Genomic DNA, 16,703 nt, shown 5'->3' with positions numbered 1-16,703 from the left:
TGCGTCGCTGAGAGGTTCGTTGGTCCCCGTGGGACTCTCCGAGCCGAATTGCCTTGTCGATCCTGAATCGTCTGCCCGCGAGCACCTTTGCGAAAGGTTGGGGTATCTGGCATGGACGCCACCCATCTCGATGCCATCGTCGACGCGCTCATCGATGACCTCACCGCGGCGCCTCCGCCCGAGGAGGGCGTCGAGCGCACGCTGTTCGATCTGCTCGACCGTCCCCGGCGGGTGGTCGATGAACAGCCGGTGCTCGCTGTGCTGGCCGCGGCGATCATCGCCCGGAACCTGTTCGACCATGTGATCGCGCAAGCGGCCGCGGCCGCCGAGCGTCTCGGGATCCCGGCGCGCCGGCACCTGCGCTCGGGAGCCGATCTGCTCATCAGCCTGGGGGTGGCCCCCGGCGCCGCGCGCAGGGCTGTACGGGTGGGGCGGGCCGCGCACACTCTGCCGGCCCTCACCCGGGCACAGCGTCTGGGTGGGCTCGGCATCGAGTTCGCCGACGCGGTCGGCAAAGGCGTCGCACACATCAGTGCCAGGGTCGCGTTGTCCGATGAGGACAGGGCGACGGTCGCCACGTTGCTGATGATCCAGACCACGCCCGCGGAGGTGAGTAAGAAAGCCCGCGAGATCGCCATCGACAAAGCCTCGAGGCAACCGCACGACGAGGGGACGATGCCGATCGCGGAGAACAGTGACCTCAACGAGATGACGCTGGTGCAGAACGACGACGGACGGGTCAGCGCGACCCTCGATCTCGATGTGCTGACCGGTGAGGAATTGTTCGCAGCGTTGGACCCGTTGTGCCGGCCCGTGCCGCTGCCGGATGGATCACCGGACCCGCGGTCGACCGGCAGGCGTCGTGCGGACGCATTCGGTCAGCTGGTGCGGGGCTACCTGTCGAGCTCGCAGCGTCCGACCTCCGGTGGTGTGCTCCCGCACGTCACCCTCATCCGGCCGGCCGGGGCAGGGCGGACGGGGGCGCCCGATGACGGTTGCGTGGACACCCTCGGTTTCACCGGGCCGGTCAGTGCCACCACCGCCGACCTGATCTCCTGTGACAGCTCTCTCGGATCGGTGATCGTGGACGACGCCGGCGCGCCGCTGGACGTGGGGCGCAGTGAGCGGCTGTTCTCACCCAGGATTCGTAAAGCACTGGCAGCACGCGACCGTGGCTGCGCATTCCCCGGCTGCGGGAGGCCGGTGTCGTGGTGCGACGCCCACCACATCGAGCCGTGGGGCACTGGAGGCATCACCTGCCTGGACAACGGCGTGCTGTTCTGCCGATGCCACCACACCCTGATCCACCACAGCGAGTGGCAGGTCTACCTGGGCCCTGACCGCCACCCCTGGTTCATCCCACCCCACGATCCGGCCGGTCCCGAACCGCCGCACATGCGCTCGCACGCACGACGAACCATGACCGATCTGCCCGCCGCCGCATAACCGAGTGGGGCGCACCTTGACAACTACACAGGGAATCGCACGAGCGGCGGGAGCCGGCGGAGATGACGCCGTCGGACCCGCCACGACGACTCACCGTCGTGCACGTCCGGCTAGAAGGTCTTGGCCAACCGGTCGGCGAGAATGGCAGCGAACCGCGCCGGATCGTCGAGGGAGCCCCCCTCGGCGAGAAGGGCTGTGCCGTAGAGCAACTCGGCCGTATCGCTGAGCCCGTCCTGTGACGCGGCCAAGGCGTCCCGCAGACCTGTGACGAGGGCGTGATCGGGGTTGATCTCCAGAATGCGCTTGCCGACGGGCACCTCCTGGCCGGAGGCGCGGTACATGCGCGCCAACTGCGGGGTGATACCGAAGGTGTCGGTGATCAGGCAGGCCGGCGACGAGGTCAGCCGAGTGGACAGACGCACCTCCTTGACATGGTCGTCGAGCGTCTTCTGCAGCCAGGTCAGCAGATCGGCGAACTCGCTGCGGTCGGCGTCGGTCTCGTCATCTCGGGAGCCGAGGTCGACTTCACCCTTGGCTACCGACTGCAGCGCCTTGCCCTGGAATTCCGGCACCGACTCCACCCACACCTCGTCGACGGGGTCGGTGAGCAACAGCACTTCGTAGCCTTTGGCCTTGAACGCCTCCAGGTGCGGCGAGCTGTCCAGCAACCGGCGGGATTCGCCTGTCGCGTAGAAGATCTGCTCCTGGCCGTCCCGCATCCGGCTCACGTAGTCGGCCAGCGTCGTCGGGGTGTCCGGACTGAAGGTTGACGCGAACGACGACAGTCCCAGGATGGTCTCGCGGTTGTCGGGGTCGGAGAGCAGGCCCTCCTTGAACGCGCGCCCGAACTGGGTCCAGAAGGTCGCGTAGTCGTCGGGTCGGTTGGCCTGAAGGTCCTTGATCGCCGACAGCACCTTCTTGGTGAGGCTGCGGCGGATCACCTTGATCTGGCGGTCCTGCTGCAGGATCTCGCGAGACACGTTGAGCGACAAGTCCTGCGCGTCGACGACACCCTTGATGAACCGCAGATACTCGGGCATCAGCTCATCGCAGTCACCCATGATGAAGACGCGCTTGACGTACAACTGCACGCCGCTGTGCCCGTCCCGGTTGAACAGATCGAACGGCGCCTGCGAAGGGATGAACAACAGCGCCTGATACTCGAAGGTTCCCTCGGCCTTCATCGCGATGACGTCGAGCGGCTCATCCCAGGCATGCGCGATGTGCCGGTAGAACTCCTTGTATTCCTCGTCGGAGACCTCGCTCTTGGGCTTGGCCCACAGCGCGGTGCGCGAGTTGATCGTCTCGGTTTCGACGGTGACGGTCGGCTCGGTGTTCTCCGCGCCCTCCTCCGTCGATGCCGGGACGGTCTTCTCGACCTCCATCCGGATCGGCCAGGAGATGAAGTCGGAGTACTTCTTGACCAGCTGCCGGATCTTCCACGGTGCGGTGTAGTCGTGCAGTTCGTCGTCGGCGTCCTCGGGCTTGAGGTGCAGCGTGACCGATGTGCCCTGCGGGGCGTCGTCGACGGTGGCGATGGTGTAGGTGCCGTCACCGCTGGATTCCCACCGGGTGGCGGTGTTTTCGCCGGCCTTGCGGGTGAGCAGGTCGACCTTGTCGGCCACCATGAACGTCGAGTAGAACCCGACGCCGAACTGGCCGATCAGCTCTTCGGTGCTCTCGTTGGACTCCTGCAGTTTTCTCCGCATCTCGGCGGTGCCGGATTTGGCCAGGGTGCCGATCAGGTCGACGACCTCGTCGCGGGACATGCCGATGCCGTTGTCCCGGACGGTCAGCGTTCGCGCCGTCGAGTCGAGGTCCAGGTCGATGTGCAGATCGGACGTGTCGACCAGGAGATCCTTGTCCTGGTACGCCGCGAGCCGCAGCTTGTCCAGGGCGTCGGAGGCGTTCGACACCAGTTCCCGCAGGAACGAGTCCTTGTTGGAATAGATGGAGTGCACCATCAGCTGCAACAGCTGACGGGCCTCTGCCTGGAATTCCCGCTGTTCGACCTGATCGCTCACGCAGCCATAGTAAAACCGGCCGAGCTAGCCGAACTGCACCCCCTGGGCGAGCGGCAGCTCGGATGAGTAGTTGACGGTGTTGGTGGCCCTGCGCATATAGGCCTTCCACGAATCTGAGCCGGACTCGCGGCCGCCGCCGGTCTGCTTCTCCCCGCCGAACGCGCCGCCGATCTCGGCACCCGAGGTGCCGATGTTGACGTTGGCGATACCGCAGTCCGAGCCGTCGGCGGCCATGAACCGTTCCGCCTCCCGGATGTCGGTGGTGAAGATCGCCGAGGAAAGCCCCTGCGGGACGGCATTGTTGAGTTCGATCGCCTCGTCGAGGGTGTCGTAGGTCAACACGTACAGGATGGGGGCGAAGGTCTCGTCGTGCACCACCGCGGTCTGGGCGGGCATTCGGACCACGGCCGGGCGCACATAGTACGAACCCTCGCCAAGGTCCACGCGCTCGCCGCCGACCACCTCGCCGCCGTCGGCGCGGGCCTGTTCGAGTGCACCCACCATGTCGCGGTAGGCGCGCTCGTGCACCAGCGGGCCGACCAGCGTGCCGTCGGCCGCCGGATTACCGACCGGCAGGGTGCGGTAGGCGGCCGTGATACGGGTGATCAGTTCATCGGCCACCGAGTGGTGCGCGATGACCCGGCGCATGGTGGTGCAGCGCTGGCCGGCCGTGCCGGCCGCGGAGAACACGATGCCGCGCAGGGCCAGATCCAGATCGGCCGAGGGGGTGACGACGGCGGCGTTGTTGCCACCCAGTTCCAGCAGGACCTTGCCGAACCGCTGGGCGACCCGGGGGCCGACCTCGCGGCCCATCCGCACCGAGCCGGTGGCGCTGACCAGCGCGACCCTCGGATCGTCGACCAGGAGCTCGCCGATCTCCTTGCCGCCCTGGATGAGCCGGGAGATCTCGGTCGGCGCGCCCACATCGCGCGCGGCCCGCTCGATCAACGCCTGACAGGCCACCGCGGTCAGCGGTGTCAACTCGGAGGGCTTCCAGACCACGGTGTCACCGCAGACCAGCGCGACGGCGGTGTTCCACGCCCAGACCGCCACCGGGAAGTTGAAGGCCGTGATCACGCCGACCACCCCGAGCGGATGCCAGGTTTCCATCAGCCGGTGCCCGGGCCGTTCGGAGGCGATGGTCTTGCCGTACAGCTGTCGGGACAGGCCGACCGCGAACTGGCAGATATCGATCATCTCCTGCACCTCGCCGAGCGCTTCGGAGGTGATCTTGCCGGCCTCGACGGTCACCAGGGTGGCGAGATCGGCTTTGTGCTCGACGAGTAGCTCACCGAGGCGGGCCACCACCTGGCCGCGTACCGGAGCCGGGGTGGTGCGCCAGGTGGCGAAGGCCTCGGCAGCGGCGGCGATCGCGGAGTGGGCCTCGGCCACCGGAGTGTCGGCAACGGTGAACAGCACGTCACCGGTGATCGGGGTGCCGGCCGCCACGCCGGTTTCGGCCTCGACGAGATCGGCGCCGATGGCCTGTAGCGCCAGGCGCGCCCGGTCACGTAGCTCACCGGCGGTGGGCAGGGTCGATTGCATGGTGGTCATGATGCCGCCTTCTGGTAGAGGTCGTACGGGTCGTGGATGTGGTGGCCGATCGCCCCCGCCATCCAGTCGAGGCTGTATGGGCCGGTCGCCGCGGAATCGGAGACCGCGTCGCAGACCCGGACGTCCTCATCGACGTTGGAGCGGAAGATGCCCGCGGCCGATGCGGGGAGGAAGTCCTCGTAGACAACGGGTCTGGCCGGGTCCCCGCCGACGTAGTAGGCCAGTCCGGCCGCCGCCATCTCCGCGTCGGTGCCGGGGAAGTAATCGGTCCAGCGTGCCGGATCGGTGATGGCGGCGTCGTAGCGCTCCCGGCCGAGCGGGGTGAGGGCCACCCCGCGCGCCTCGACCTCACCGAAGCGCACCCGCAGCGCGCCGTCGAACTCCACACCGTCGGCGCCGCGGAACCGGCGCGGTTCGGCCAGCGCCCGGAATGACGTCTGCCGCAGCAGAACCGCGGGGCCCTCGGTGCGCGGCGGTCCTTGGATGGCATCGATCATGGTGACGCCGCGGGCGGTCATCCGCCGGTACAACTCGTCGATATCGAGGACACGGGGTGTGAGGTGGTTGATGTGCGTGGTGGTGACACCGGCGATATCGGCGGCCACGGCCGAGACCTCGGCGAGCTCGTCGTACCAGCCCTTGTCGATGGGGGAGCGGGACAGGGCGAACGCGGCGGTGGCGCGGCGCACGAAGTCGCCGGCCTCCTCGTCGTCGCGCGCACCACCGGCGTCGGCGATGCGACGGGCGTCGGCGATCAGGTCGGGTGCGAACAGCTGTCGCCGCTCGATGAAACGGTCCACCCTGGCCCGCAGGCAGGAGTCGAAGAACCTGGCGTCGGCGGTGGCGAGCATCGAGGTGAACACCCGGAAGGGATTGCGCTCCAGCTGGTCTGCCTCGATGGGCCGGAAGGCGGTCGAGACCACCGGCACCGGTGAGGCGGCCTCGCGCAGGTCGTAGTACCCGACGGGGTACATCCCGAACGCGGCGAAAAGGTCGGCGACATCCGCCATCTCGGCGGCATTGCCCACCCGGATGGCGCCGTGGCGTTCCGCGGTCACCCGGTCCAGCGATCCCCACCGTCCATCGCCCGCGTACTCCCGGTTCACCTCGGTGCTGACCTGCACCAGGGTGGTGTAGGCCGGTACCTCGGTGCCGTACATCTGTGACAGGGCTGCGGCGAATGCGGCGCGTAGCTGCGATGTCTCGATCACGCGCGGTAGGGTCCGGCCATGGCCGATGCCGACCACCTCGACGATATTGACCGTGCGCTGGTGCGGGAGTTGATCACGGACGGACGAGCCACGCTCGCGCATCTCGCGGCGACGGCGGGGTTGTCGGTGTCTGCAGTGCAGGCCCGGGTGCGGCGGCTGGAGTCGCGCGGCGTGATCACCGGGTACGCGGCCCGCATCGATCCCGAAACAGTCGGCAACATGCTGTCGGCGTTCGTGGCCATCACCCCTCTCGATCCTTCTCAACCCGATGATGCGCCCGCCCGCCTGGAACACATACCCGAGATCGCGTCGTGTCACTCGGTGGCGGGCGAGGAGAGCTACATCCTGCTCGTGCGGGTGGGTTCGCCGCGAGGGCTGGAAGACCTGCTGCAACAGATCCGGACAGCGGCCAACGTGCGCACTCGCAGCACGATCATCCTACAGACATTTTACGAAGGACGCGAGTATCTACCGTAGATATTCCTGCTGTCGATGGCGTAGACCGTAAATATCGCGTTAGGATGCGGGCATGACTGCTGTCCTGCCCGACCGTGACGTGACCGTGCCCGCCTCTGAGGTGCCCGCCGCTGCTGTGTCCGCCCAGGAGGTACCTGCCGTCCTGAGCCGCAGCATCCTGGCCGACGGCTTCGATTTCGTGCTCGACACCGAACAATCGCGCGGCTCCTACCTGGTCGATGCCCGCACCGGCGACCGCTACCTGGACATGTTCACGTTCTTCGCGTCCTCGGCGCTGGGGATGAACCATCCGGCGCTGACGGCCCCGGAGTCGCGCGCCGAACTGGGCGCCATCGCGGTCAACAAGCCGAGCAACTCCGATATCTACACCGTCACCATGGCCCGGTTCGTCGCTACGTTCACCAGGGTGCTCGGCGACCCGGCACTGCCGCACCTGTTCTTCATCGACGGGGGAGCCCTGGCGGTGGAGAACGCGCTGAAGGTGGCCTTCGATTGGAAGAGTCGGCGCAATGAGTCACAGGGACTGGCCGCGCCGGGTTCCCGCGTACTGCACCTGCGTGGCGCCTTCCACGGCCGCAGCGGCTACACGATGTCGCTGACCAACACCGATCCGAACAAGGTCGCGCGGTTCCCGAAGTTCGACTGGCCGCGCATCGATGCGCCATACCTGCGCCCGGGAGCGGATCCCGTTGCGCTGGAGGCGGAATCGCTGCGGCAGGCGCGCGCCGCGTTCGAGGCGTACCCGGACGATATCGCCTGTTTCATCGCCGAGCCCATCCAGGGCGAGGGCGGTGATCGGCATATCCGCCCCGAGTTCTTCGCTGCGATGCGGGCACTGTGCGACGAGTTCGACGCGCTGCTCATCTTCGATGAGGTGCAGACAGGTTGCGGGATGACCGGAACCGCCTGGGCCTACCAGCAATTGGGCGTACGCCCGGATGTGGTGGCGTTCGGCAAGAAGACGCAGGTGTGCGGCCTGATGGCCGGTGGCCGCGTCGACGACGTGCCCGACAACGTGTTCGCGGTGAGTTCGCGGATCAACTCCACCTGGGGTGGCAACCTCACCGATATGGTCCGGTCCCGGCGCATCCTGGAGGTCATCGAAGCCGACGACCTGATGCGCAACGCGAGGGTGCTCGGCGACCACCTGCTGGACCGCTTGCGCGACGTGGTATCCGAGTTCCCCGCTCTGGTGCGCGATCCGCGCGGGCGTGGCCTGATGTGCGCGTTCAGCATGCCGTCGGGTGCCGCACGCGACGAGCTGGTGAACCGGTTGTGGGACCGGCACGTGATCATGTTGCCCAGTGGGGTGGATTCGGTGCGCTTCCGGCCGGCGCTCACGGTGTCCCGAGACGAACTCGACGCCGCCGTCGACGCGGTGCGGGCTGTCCTGAACACCCTTTGATCAGCTCTGGCGCTTTCCGACGTAAACCCCCTCGGGCCTGAATCGCAGCATCGGTTCTTCATACTCCTCGAGGGCATGCGCCACCCAGCCCACGATCCGCGCGATACAGAAGACGGTCTCCGGGGCATCGGCGGGCATCCGGAACTGCACTGCCATCGCCGCCAGGGCCAGGTCGGAGTTGACGAAATCTGTAGACGCCGCAATGGTGTCGATGGCGGCGCGGATCCGCTCCCCGCCGCCGGCGCGCTCCAGGAGGCCGAGCAGCGCCCCGGCTCGTGGATCGTGATCGCGGTAGATACGGTGGCCGGTGCCGGGGATGCGCTCGCCGGCGCGCAGACTGGCAGCCACCGCGCTCACCGGATCATCTACGGCGCCAACCAGATAACGATAGGCGGCGGTGGCAGCCCCGCCGTGCATGGGACCGTCCAGGGCCGCCAGTCCGGCCGCGACCACCGAATAGACTCCGGCCCGCGCGCTCGCGGCGACCCGGGCCGCGACGGTGCTGGCCGCGAGATCGTGGTCGGCCAGCAGCACCAGGGCCGCGTTGAGCACCGCCACCCGGCGCGGTGTCGGAGACAGCGGGGAGAGCTTGGGCCACAGCCGTTTTGCGTACGAACCCGTGTCGACGGAACTCGACCCCGGTGGCAGCGCCGTGGCCACGGCCTCCAGGATCTGCATCGCCTTGGTGGTGACCGCCTCGGGAGTGCGTTGATACCGCATCGGATCCGCGGCGCCCGCCAGATCCACGGCGATCCGGACGGCATCCAGCCGGGTGGCGGTGGTCGGCAATGCCGCTCGCAGATGGGCTGTCGCGTCCTGGTCCAGCGGGGGGTGTTGTGGTGGCACCTCGTGCTCCCACAACAACCGGGCGACATCCAGGAAGTCCGCAGTCACCAGCTCGCGCGCGGGCCGGCCGCGGTAGCACAACTCGTCCCCGGACAGTGAGGTGATCTGGGTGCGGATCCGCTCGACCACACCGGCCGGCGGCCGGGCCCGGGCACCCTCGCGGGTGAGGGATTCCACCTCGTCGACCGCGAACACGCTGCCGCGGACCCCCTCGATGCGCACGCTGTGCAGCCGGCCGCGGCTGACGTAGGCGTACACCGACTCGGGTTTGATCCCGAGCACCTTGGCGACCTGGGCGGTGGTCAGGTAGTCGTGTCCGTCGTGGTCGATCGCGGCGGGCCAACGGCGGGTATGACGCCGGGGTGGTGCCATCGCGTCCTCATTTCATATTGATCAAATCAACATTGACTGTGATCAAGAATAGTCCGAATGTGGTTGTACTGCTTGAACAACCAGGAGGTTGCACCTATGTCTGACGCCCTCATCGAGGCCGCGCCGGGATTGGCCAATATCGTGGTCGCCGATACCGCGATCGGCGACGTCCGTGGTGACGAGGGTTTCTACCATTACGGCCCCTACCCGGCCGTCGAACTGGCGATGACGCGCAGCTTCGAGGATGTGTGGTTCCTCTTCCTGTACGGCCGGCTGCCGTCGGCCGGCGAGTCCGCCGACTTCGCCACGCGCACCTGCACCTTGCGCGCCATCCCTTCCGACGTCACCGCGATGCTGCGGATGGTGGCACTCGGTGGTGCCGAGGAGCATCCGCTGGCAGGCCTGCGCACGGTGCTCTCCGCGGTGGCGACGGCCTACGACCTGCCGCCGATCTGGGATATCGACGAGGACGCCCGCCGTCAGCACACCGTGCTGTTGTCGGCGATCACGCCCACGGTGCTGGCGGCCCTGCACCGCATCCGGCAGGGGTGGGAACCCGTGGACCCGGATCCCACGCTGCCCGTCGCGGCCCATTGGCTCTATCTGCTCACCGGACGGCGACCGGCCCCCGAACATGCCCGCGCCATCGAGCAGTACCTCATCGCGACGGTGGACCACGGTTTCAACGCCTCGACCTTCACTGCCAGGGTGGTGGCCTCGACGGGTGCGGACGTCGCCTCCGCGCTCTGCGCCGCGCTGGGCTCGTTCTCCGGTCCGCTGCACGGCGGGGCGCCGGACCGGGCGCTGGATGCCCTCGATGCCATCGGGGACCCGGCGAATGCGGCCGCGTGGACCCACGCCGCCCTGGACCGGGGTGAACGCATCATGGGTTTCGGGCACGCCGTGTACCGCACCGCGGATCCGCGCGCGGAACTGCTGAAATCGATCGCGCTCGGGCTGGGCGGGGATCTGGTCGAGCGTGCCGTGCGGGTCGAGGGCGCGGTGACATCCGTGCTGGCGCAGCGGCGGAAGGGCCGTCCGCTACGGGCCAACGTCGAGTTCTACGCCGGGGTGGTGATGGAACTGTGCGGCATACCGCGGGCGATGTTCACCCCCACCTTCGCCGTGAGCCGGGTGGTCGGCTGGTCCGCCCACATCCTGGAACAGGCGCAGTCACGCAAGATCATCCGGCCGCGGGCCCGCTATATCGGGCCCGAACCCCACTCAGGGCTGCTCCAGTAGCCGGCGGATGGTGGACCTCAACCTGGGTAACTCCGCGCCCCCGACCAGTGTGCAGTCGTGCAGTTCGGCGAGTTTGCGTGCGGCCGGCGTGAATTCGTGATTCGTCACCACCATGGTGTGGGTGCAGTCCTGCATGGGGGCGCCGGCCACCACCTCCTGGATGGCGCCGGTGCCCACCGGGCGGGCCTGTCGTTTGCATTGGATGGCAAGGCGATTCGGTCGCTTTCCGACGATGAGGTCGACGCCCCAGTCTCCGGTCAGGGAGGTCATGATCACCGGGACACCGCACGAGCGGGCGATACGGGCGATGTGGTCCTCGAACTCGGTACCCGACATACCGGCGACCGGATCCTCGCGCTCGGACGGCGTGCGCAGCCCGCGAAGGGCACCTATCAGGAAATGCGGCGCCGCGACGGCGACGACAGCGGCGACCAGACTCCACGGCATACCCGCGCCGAGCAGGTACGCCGTCAGCCTAACCGCGGGAACCGACAACCCCCATCGACTAGGACGGGCCGTGCAGCTCCCGCCATACCCGCGCCGGCGTCATCGGCAGCCGGTACATCCGCGCCCCACAGGCCCGGGCGATCGCGTTGGCCAGTGCCGGCGCCACCGGGTTGTACGGCGATTCACTCATCGACTTGGCCCCGAGCGGGCCCAGCTTGTCGTAGGTGTCGGCGAAGTAGACCTCCGTCACGGGGAGGTCGGCCAGTTGCGGAATGTGGTAGTTGCGCAGGTCTTTGGTGGTCACCTGGCCCTGTCCGTCGACGCGCATCTCCTCGTAGAGCGCCGTGCCGATGGCCTGGGCCACACCGCCCTCCACCTGGCCCCGGCACTGTTCCGGATTCATCACCACGCCGGCATCGGCGGCCTGGACGGATTGCAGGATGCGCACCTCGCCGGTCTCGGTGTTCACCGCGACGCGGAAGCCGTGCACATTGAATGCCACCGAACGCGGGGTGCCCTCGTGCCGACCGTGGCCCACCAACGGGCGCTTCATGGAATCGGACGCGGCTTCCGACTCCAGAGCTTGGCGTAATTCGCGGCAGGCCGACTGCACCGCCAGCCCGGCGACCACGGTGCCCGCCGATCCGAACGCCCCCGTGTCGTACGCGGTGACATCGGTGTCGGACTGGCGTAGCCGGATCCGGTCGGCGGATACCCCGAGTGCCTCGGCCGCGAGCCGCACGTGCACCGTCGAGGTGCCGTTGCCGAACTCGGCGGTGCCGACCGACAAGGTGTAGATCCCGTCGGCGTCCAGCGACACCGAGGCGTCTGAGTAGTGGCCCCGCGGGGGGATCGTCGCGATCATCGCCACGGCCATCCCCTCGCCGACCCGCCACTGTGGGCCGTCCGGCGCGGTGGCCCCGTTGCCGCGGACCAGCGCGGCCTGGGTGAGGTCGAGGCATTGATCGAGACCGTAGCTGCCGAAGGTCAGATCGTCTTCGGCCACATGTGAATCGACGAACGCGTCGCCGGGCATGATCACATTTCGGCGGCGCAGGTCGAACGGATCGATGCCCAGTTGTGCCGCCAACTCGTCGAGTGCGGATTCGACGGCGAAGATCACCTGTCCCAGGCCGTAGCCTCGGAAGGCGCCCGACGGCAGGTTGTTGGTGTAGACCGCCTGCGCGTCGACATGCTTGTTGGCGCAGCGGTATACCGCCATCGACTCACCGCAGCCGTGGAACATGACACCCGGGCTGTGGTTGCCATAGGCGCCGGCATCCATCAGCACGTCGATCGACATCGCGGTGAGGATGCCGTCGGCTCCGGCGGCCACGGTGGCGTCCACCCGGTAGGGATGCCGACAGGGGGCGGCGATGAATTCGTCGGTGCGGCTGAACTCGTAGCGCACCGGACGCCCCAGTCGCAGCACCGCCAGCGCCACGATGTCCTCGGTCAGCATCTCCTGCTTCCCGCCGAAGCCGCCGCCCACCCGGCGGGTGAACACCCGCACCTTCGACCGATCCAGACCGAAGACGTGACACAGTTCCTCGCGCACCAAGAACGGCACCTGGGAGCTGGTGCGGATGACCAGCCGGCCGTCGTCGTCGATCCAGCCGGTGCTGCCATGGGTCTCCAGGTGGCTGTGCTGGATGCGCTGGGTGAACCAGCGCCCGCGCACCACCGCGCCGCCGGCGCGCTCGGCGGCCGCGATCCCGGCGCCGATATCGCCCACCCCGCCGTGCAATTCGGAGACGATGTTGCGTTGTGGGTCGGCGATGCGGGCCGACCGGTCCTTGTCGCCATGCACGGCCGGCGCGCCGGGCCGGCGGGCCACGTCGGGGTCGAACACCGCGGGCAGCTCGGCGTACTCGACAGCGATGGCCCGGCAGGCCTTTTCGGCGGCCGCGACGCTGTCGGCCACCACGGCCGCGACACGCTGACCGATGAAGCGGACCGTATCGTCGAGTACCACCGTGTCGTCGGGATCATCCGTGCGGTCCTCGTGCCGGGCGGTCGAGAACGCCACGGCCGGACTGTCGGCGTGGGTGAGGATCAACGCCACCCCCGGAACCCGTTGCGCGGCTGAGGTGTCGATGGACACGATCCGGGCGTGGGCGACGGGACTGCGCAGCACGGCGAGATGCAGCAGCCCCGCGGGCGCGTGATCCATGGTGTACTGCTCGGTCCCGGTGACCACCCGGCAGCCCGCAGGAGCGCCGGGGGAGTGGTCACCGGTGTTGACCGTGCCGCTGAGCGCGTCGGTGATCGCACGGTATCCCGTACAGCGGCACAGGTTTCCCTTGAGGTGCTGGGGCAGGTCGGCGAGTTGCTCTTCGGTGAGGGTCGACGCCGTGGTGATCATCCCGGCCGTGCAGAAGCCGCACTGGAACCCTGCGGCGTCGACGAAGGCCCGCTGCAGTGGGTGGAGGTCCTCCGGGGTGCCCAGCCCGGCCACCGTGGTGACCGAACGCCCGGCAGCCCGGAACGCCGGGTACACGCAGGAGTGCACCGCGGTGCCGTCGACCAGCACGGAGCAGGCGCCGCAGTCGCCGGCGTCGCAACCCTTCTTCACCTCGAAGTGGCCGCGGTCGCGCAGGAAGGTCCGCAGGCACTGGCCGGGGCGGAAATCGTCCTCGGCTGCTTGACCGTTGACGATCACGGCGCGAGCTCCGCGGCGACCTGCGTCGCGAGCACCAGCGTCATTGCGCGCCGCCAGTCCGGGTCGCCATGGGCATCGTCGGTCCAGGCGCCGTCGGGGATCTGTGCGTGCGCGCCCCGTATCTCGCCGGGCCCGGGGACCCCGGTGAACTCGAATGTGTACGGGCGCACCGTCGCCGCAGACACCGAGAGCACGAACCTGTCGTCTGCGTCGTGGCGCCCGATGACCACCACCCCGGACCGGCCCAACGGCGACGGGGCCAGCTTGCGGAACGCGTGGCGCGCGTGCAGCGCGTGTGCGGGCAGTTGGACCGCGCGCACGATCTCACCGGGGGCCAGTACATTCGTGGCCTCGCCGGTGACGAATTCATCGACCGGGCAGCGATACTCGGTCCCGTCGGGCCGCCAGACCGTCACCGTTCCGGACAGCGCCGAGATCATCGAGATCATCGCTCCGGCCGGGAACGACAGGCAGAGATTGCCGCCGACGGTGGCCGTGTGCCAGATCTTGAACGAGGCCAGCAGCGCGGTGCAGCACTGGTGCAGCAGGGGAACGCCGAGTTCCCGGGACAGGCGGGACACCTCGGCGACCGTGCAGGTGGCGGCCAGCTCCACGCCGTCGTCGGTACGGGTCACCGCGGGCCAGCCGAGGCCGCCGAGATCGACCAGTCGGGTCAGGTGGGGTTGCGGCTCGGAGAACAGCCACGTGCCACCGGCCAACACGGCGTCGCCGTGCCGTAGCGGCCACAGCTCGGCGCGGTGCCGCGGGGAGTCGATCACCTCGACGGTGTTGAGGTCCACCTGTTGACGGTAATCAAGCGGAGCCCGGAGCGCACGCGCAGCATATGCAACCCGGGGGTTGCACTCGAGAGAAGTTTATGCAACTCTGAAGTTGCATATCATTCGGGAACCCTCTCAGGAGAAGTCATGGACGCACTCGTCATCACCCGCAGCATCGATATCAGCGCCCCCATCGGGCGGGTGTGGTCGGCACTGACCGATGCCGACCTGATCGCCCAGTGGTTCGGCGATACCTGCGAATTCGACGCCGTGCCCGGCGGCACCGGGTTCTTCGGCTGGGAACACCACGGCAAGCATCGAGTGGTGGTCGAACATATCGAGGCCCCAAGGGTTTTGGTGTACCGCTGGGCGCACAGCGCCGATGTGGAGCCCGCCCCGGGCAATTCCACGGTGGTGCGTTTCGAGCTGACCGAGATCGACGGCGGCACCCGGCTGGATCTGGTCGAGACGGGCTTCGAGGATCTGCAGGACCCCGGGGCCGCCCATGCCGACAACGCCGGCGGCTGGACCGCCGAACTCGCCGAACTGGTGGAGTTCGTGCAGGCCAGGCCATGACCGCCGTCCCGGTGGTACTGGGTGTGCTGGCTGACGAAACCCGCTGGCAGATCCTCACCGAACTCGGCGCGCAGGACCTGTCGGCCAGCGCGCTGGCCACCCGGATGCCGGTCAGCCGCCAGGCGATCGCCAAACATCTCGCGGTACTGGCCGACTCCGGGCTGGTCGAACCGGTGCGCGTCGGCCGTGAGATCCGCTATCGCGCGTTGGGCGCCAGGCTCAGTGCGCTGGCCGCCGAATTGGACCGCATCGGGCGGCAATGGGACCGCAGGCTGGCCGCGATCAAGCGGATCGCCGAAGGAGAGGGCTGGGAGTAACGTCGATACCAGCCCGCTCAGATCAGGAAGTCAGGCTGATATGGCCGCTGACATGCATACCGATGATGCCGAGGTCCGCGCGGCGGCGCGCTTCGCCCTCGCCGTCGCGGTGGCAGGGGTGAGCTTCCTGGTCGTGGCTGCCGTGCTGGTGGGGGCGTGTCACGGCGCCACCGCCGATTCGGCAGCCTGTGGCCCGCCCCAGCGCCTCGCCTTGGCGCTCGGTGCGCCGGTGATCCTGATGGTGGGTGGGCTGCGCGCGTTCCTGCGCACCTACCAGACCTGGAAACAGCATCAGACCTGGTGGGCGTGGCAGGGTGCGGGTTGGTTCCTCATGCTGTTGATGCTGCTGACCCTGACCATGGGGCTGCCGGCGATGGCCGGGCCGGTGCTGGGATCATGACGCGCCGCGGCTCCCACGTGCGCCTTCCCTCTTCGGTGCCGCGGATCTACCCTTAAGAGATGCCCGTTGTACCGTCCGCGCAGTTGTGGGTGGTAGAGGGGGAGGAGGAGGGTTGCCATGAAAGGCCCCAAAGATCCTGTCGATCACACCCGTACCACCCGTCCGCACGCCGGTGAATCCATGAAAGACAACGTCATCATGCCCGCGCTGATCCTGATCGGGGTGGCGTTGGTGCTGTTCGTCGCGAGTCTCGCCGCGTTCGCGACCCAGCATTTGGACGTCGGGCTGACGATGGCCATGTTGTCGGGTGCGGGTCTGCTCATCGGTGCGCTGTGGCTCGCGCTGGAACACGGCCGAGTGCGGCGGATCGAAGAACGTTGGTATGCAGCACATCCCGAAGCGAAACGCCAGCATCCCAACAGCTGACCGCCCGGCTGCCCGGACTGGAGAAGACCCAGCCCAGCAGCCCCCTCGCGGGTGACTGCTGGGCTGGGTCGTTCCCCTCGGACCAGTGGGTCAGCGGCGTTGCTCTGCCCGCTGGCGTTCCTCGGCGGCATTCGCCGCGCACAGACCCGGGTTTCCCGGCGGCGGACGGACACAAACCTTCGAGCCGTCCGGTATCCCGCGCTCGGGCGTGGTTTCGCCGAGTGGCCGATCGGGTACTCGCCTCTCACTGATTTCGACTGATGGAGGGCTTCCATGTTCCGGGGACTAGTCGGCACGATCGTGTTGGTCTGGCTGCTGATCGGAGTACTGGCAGCCTGGCAGCGCGACTACTTCCACACCGGCCAAACCAATTGTGCGACAGCGGGACAGATCGGGCTCACCGTGCTCGCCGGACCGCTGAACTACGCGGGCGTCAACCCCAAGGTGGTCAACTGCCGCCTGCCCGAGCCGAGCGCCATGTCGTCCGTGGCGCACGTGTGACACTGCTGAAATGAGGTA

General features: G+C 68.2%; 16 protein-coding genes. 9 read left to right on the top strand and 7 right to left on the bottom strand.

Going from position 1 to position 16,703, the window contains the following annotated elements:
• The first annotated feature begins 111 nt into the window (after positions 1-111).
• Complete coding sequence (locus QN239_RS25340) at positions 112-1,446, top strand: HNH endonuclease signature motif containing protein (RefSeq protein ID WP_499014578.1); 1,335 nt, start codon at positions 112-114, stop codon at positions 1,444-1,446.
• Positions 1,447-1,556: 110 nt separating this feature from the next.
• Here QN239_RS25340 and htpG read toward each other — a convergent pair whose 3' ends face one another.
• Genes htpG through hglS form a run of 3 tightly spaced genes read right to left on the bottom strand, consistent with a single transcriptional unit; the run spans position 1,557 to position 6,235 of the window.
• Positions 1,557-3,470: a molecular chaperone HtpG gene (gene htpG / locus QN239_RS25335; protein ID WP_499014576.1), complete on the bottom strand. Its 1,914-nt coding sequence runs from the start codon at positions 3,468-3,470 to the stop codon at positions 1,557-1,559.
• Between the two features lie 24 nt (positions 3,471-3,494).
• Positions 3,495-5,024: an L-piperidine-6-carboxylate dehydrogenase gene (amaB, locus tag QN239_RS25330; RefSeq protein WP_499014575.1), complete on the bottom strand. Its 1,530-nt coding sequence runs from the start codon at positions 5,022-5,024 to the stop codon at positions 3,495-3,497.
• Positions 5,021-6,235, bottom strand: coding sequence for a 2-oxoadipate dioxygenase/decarboxylase (gene hglS / locus QN239_RS25325; protein WP_499014574.1), 1,215 nt, complete (start codon positions 6,233-6,235; stop codon positions 5,021-5,023). Before hglS ends, amaB begins: the two co-directional genes overlap by 4 nt.
• A gap of 18 nt (positions 6,236-6,253) precedes the next feature.
• Here hglS and QN239_RS25320 point away from each other — a divergent pair, with 18 nt between their 5' ends.
• Both QN239_RS25320 and lat read left to right on the top strand, forming a co-directional pair.
• Positions 6,254-6,712, top strand: coding sequence for an Lrp/AsnC family transcriptional regulator (locus QN239_RS25320; protein WP_167157357.1), 459 nt, complete (start codon positions 6,254-6,256; stop codon positions 6,710-6,712).
• A 52-nt stretch (positions 6,713-6,764) separates the two neighbouring features.
• A complete protein-coding gene (gene lat, locus QN239_RS25315) occupies positions 6,765-8,117 on the top strand; it encodes an L-lysine 6-transaminase (protein ID WP_499014572.1) in 1,353 nt (450 codons plus the stop codon).
• Here lat and QN239_RS25310 read toward each other — a convergent pair whose 3' ends face one another.
• On the bottom strand, positions 8,118-9,335 hold the full coding sequence (locus QN239_RS25310; RefSeq protein ID WP_499014570.1) for a citrate synthase: 1,218 nt from the start codon (positions 9,333-9,335) through the stop codon (positions 8,118-8,120).
• 96 nt (positions 9,336-9,431) lie between these two features.
• Here QN239_RS25310 and QN239_RS25305 point away from each other — a divergent pair, with 96 nt between their 5' ends.
• Positions 9,432-10,577, top strand: a complete 1,146-nt coding sequence (locus QN239_RS25305) for a citrate/2-methylcitrate synthase (protein ID WP_499014569.1) — start codon at positions 9,432-9,434, stop codon at positions 10,575-10,577.
• Here the strand turns inward: QN239_RS25305 and QN239_RS25300 are convergent.
• Genes QN239_RS25300 through QN239_RS25290 form a run of 3 tightly spaced genes read right to left on the bottom strand, consistent with a single transcriptional unit; the run spans position 10,560 to position 14,486 of the window.
• Positions 10,560-11,024: a restriction endonuclease gene (locus tag QN239_RS25300; RefSeq protein ID WP_499016963.1), complete on the bottom strand. Its 465-nt coding sequence runs from the start codon at positions 11,022-11,024 to the stop codon at positions 10,560-10,562. The genes QN239_RS25305 and QN239_RS25300 overlap by 18 nt on opposite strands.
• Positions 11,025-11,082: 58 nt before the next feature.
• A complete protein-coding gene (locus QN239_RS25295) occupies positions 11,083-13,686 on the bottom strand; it encodes a molybdopterin-dependent oxidoreductase (RefSeq protein WP_499014567.1) in 2,604 nt (867 codons plus the stop codon).
• Positions 13,683-14,486 carry an FAD binding domain-containing protein gene (locus QN239_RS25290; protein ID WP_499014565.1) on the bottom strand — a complete coding sequence of 268 codons (804 nt, stop codon included), beginning with the start codon at positions 14,484-14,486 and terminating at the stop codon, positions 13,683-13,685. The genes QN239_RS25295 and QN239_RS25290 overlap by 4 nt, the downstream gene beginning before the upstream one ends.
• Before the next feature lie 126 nt (positions 14,487-14,612).
• Here QN239_RS25290 and QN239_RS25285 point away from each other — a divergent pair, with 126 nt between their 5' ends.
• The 5 genes from QN239_RS25285 (at position 14,613) to QN239_RS25265 (ending at position 16,685) form a co-directional block, all read left to right on the top strand.
• On the top strand, positions 14,613-15,041 hold the full coding sequence (locus QN239_RS25285; RefSeq protein ID WP_499014563.1) for an SRPBCC domain-containing protein: 429 nt from the start codon (positions 14,613-14,615) through the stop codon (positions 15,039-15,041).
• A complete protein-coding gene (locus QN239_RS25280; protein ID WP_167157370.1) occupies positions 15,038-15,358 on the top strand; it encodes an ArsR/SmtB family transcription factor in 321 nt (106 codons plus the stop codon). Before QN239_RS25285 ends, QN239_RS25280 begins: the two co-directional genes overlap by 4 nt.
• Positions 15,359-15,410: 52 nt before the next feature.
• On the top strand, positions 15,411-15,758 hold the full coding sequence (locus QN239_RS25275; RefSeq protein WP_167160777.1) for a hypothetical protein: 348 nt from the start codon (positions 15,411-15,413) through the stop codon (positions 15,756-15,758).
• A 117-nt stretch (positions 15,759-15,875) separates the two neighbouring features.
• The gene (usfY, locus tag QN239_RS25270) at positions 15,876-16,184 is read left to right on the top strand and encodes a protein UsfY (RefSeq protein ID WP_167157372.1); all 309 of its coding nucleotides are present in this window, start codon (positions 15,876-15,878) and stop codon (positions 16,182-16,184) included.
• A gap of 273 nt (positions 16,185-16,457) precedes the next feature.
• Entirely contained in the window at positions 16,458-16,685 is a 228-nt protein-coding gene (locus QN239_RS25265) for a hypothetical protein (RefSeq protein WP_090355948.1), read from the top strand.
• Positions 16,686-16,703: the final 18 nt, after the last annotated feature.

Origin of the sequence: Mycolicibacterium sp. Y3, from assembly GCF_051188035.1 — a bacterium.
Classification (GTDB): Bacteria; Actinomycetota; Actinomycetes; order Mycobacteriales; family Mycobacteriaceae; genus Mycobacterium; species Mycobacterium fluoranthenivorans.
The sequence above is the reverse complement of the archived record's forward strand: the minus strand, read 5'-3'. Positions and strand labels throughout refer to the sequence as shown.

What these genes read in the sequence shown, in the direction of transcription:
- QN239_RS25300 (WP_499016963.1), bottom strand. Translation starts at nt 11,024, where the DNA reads ATGCCGTGGAGTCTGGTCGCCGCTGTCGTCGCCGTCGCGGCGCCGCAT.
- QN239_RS25275 (WP_167160777.1), top strand. Translation starts at nt 15,411, where the DNA reads ATGCATACCGATGATGCCGAGGTCCGCGCGGCGGCGCGCTTCGCCCTC.
- usfY (WP_167157372.1), top strand. Translation starts at nt 15,876, where the DNA reads ATGAAAGGCCCCAAAGATCCTGTCGATCACACCCGTACCACCCGTCCG.
- lat (WP_499014572.1), top strand. Translation starts at nt 6,765, where the DNA reads ATGACTGCTGTCCTGCCCGACCGTGACGTGACCGTGCCCGCCTCTGAG.
- QN239_RS25285 (WP_499014563.1), top strand. Translation starts at nt 14,613, where the DNA reads ATGGACGCACTCGTCATCACCCGCAGCATCGATATCAGCGCCCCCATC.
- QN239_RS25280 (WP_167157370.1), top strand. Translation starts at nt 15,038, where the DNA reads ATGACCGCCGTCCCGGTGGTACTGGGTGTGCTGGCTGACGAAACCCGC.
- QN239_RS25265 (WP_090355948.1), top strand. Translation starts at nt 16,458, where the DNA reads ATGTTCCGGGGACTAGTCGGCACGATCGTGTTGGTCTGGCTGCTGATC.
- QN239_RS25320 (WP_167157357.1), top strand. Translation starts at nt 6,254, where the DNA reads ATGGCCGATGCCGACCACCTCGACGATATTGACCGTGCGCTGGTGCGG.
- QN239_RS25340 (WP_499014578.1), top strand. Translation starts at nt 112, where the DNA reads ATGGACGCCACCCATCTCGATGCCATCGTCGACGCGCTCATCGATGAC.
- QN239_RS25305 (WP_499014569.1), top strand. Translation starts at nt 9,432, where the DNA reads ATGTCTGACGCCCTCATCGAGGCCGCGCCGGGATTGGCCAATATCGTG.
- QN239_RS25310 (WP_499014570.1), bottom strand. Translation starts at nt 9,335, where the DNA reads ATGGCACCACCCCGGCGTCATACCCGCCGTTGGCCCGCCGCGATCGAC.
- amaB (WP_499014575.1), bottom strand. Translation starts at nt 5,024, where the DNA reads ATGACCACCATGCAATCGACCCTGCCCACCGCCGGTGAGCTACGTGAC.